The organism is Sphingobium sp. LMC3-1-1.1, assembly GCF_040676285.1.
Lineage (GTDB): Bacteria > Pseudomonadota > Alphaproteobacteria > Sphingomonadales > Sphingomonadaceae > Sphingobium.
In genome coordinates this window covers 1-633 of record NZ_JBEGHQ010000049.1, presented here as the reverse complement: position 1 = coordinate 633, position 633 = coordinate 1, and the positions used below count along the sequence as shown (strand labels likewise).

At 54.0% G+C, this 633-nt stretch carries 2 protein-coding genes; both read right to left on the bottom strand.

The genetic code is table 11. The annotated features are described in order from the left end of the window. Position 1: 1 nt before the first annotated feature. The gene (locus MRBLMC3_RS18705) at positions 2–316 is read right to left on the bottom strand and encodes a type II toxin-antitoxin system RelE/ParE family toxin (protein ID WP_363831266.1); all 315 of its coding nucleotides are present in this window, start codon (positions 314–316) and stop codon (positions 2–4) included. Between the two features lie 5 nt (positions 317–321). Then, on the bottom strand, positions 322–633 hold a 312-nt coding region (locus tag MRBLMC3_RS18700; RefSeq protein WP_363831264.1), incomplete at its 5' end, for a ribbon-helix-helix domain-containing protein.

Genomic DNA, 633 nt, shown 5'->3' with positions numbered 1-633 from the left:
CTCAGTGTGGAGAATCCTGTCGAAAACGATCGATCTGATGCATGCGTTCATGCAAAATCGTCACGATACCAACGGCACCATCTGACAAAACACGCCAGTAGATATAATGGCGCTCATACCGGCAATAGAACCCTTGAATGCCCAGTTCCCGTGGCACATCCCGCCAGGCAAGGCGCCGCGCAGCAATATCGTCAAACCGTGCAAAAAGGGCCCGGATATATTGGTTGGCCTGATCCTCCCCCCATGTTTCACGCGTGTGGATGTAGATGTCGTCAATCCGCCGACTGGCGGCCTGCTGGACGCGATATCCGATCATGAGACTCAGTTATGAGCGTTGCGGGCTATGACCGCGTCAGCATCAAGAGACTGATAGTCGCCCTCCGGCGCGGCAAATGCGCTGACCAACTCAGCCTGGAGGAGCGCCAAGCGCTCACTCTCGACCCGTTCCTTATCGCGCCGAATCAAGTCTCGGACATATTCACTCACATTTTCGTAGGCACCAGCGTCTCCGATATTAGCGGAGACAAAGTCACTGAGAGCACCGCTGACGCGCACATTCAAAGTCATAGGCTTGGACATCAGGCCACCTTTCTGTCCACAAAATATGGAATATCGAGGACAAAAGCAAGGGTC

What these genes read in the sequence shown, in the direction of transcription:
- MRBLMC3_RS18705 (WP_363831266.1), bottom strand. Translation starts at nt 316, where the DNA reads ATGATCGGATATCGCGTCCAGCAGGCCGCCAGTCGGCGGATTGACGAC.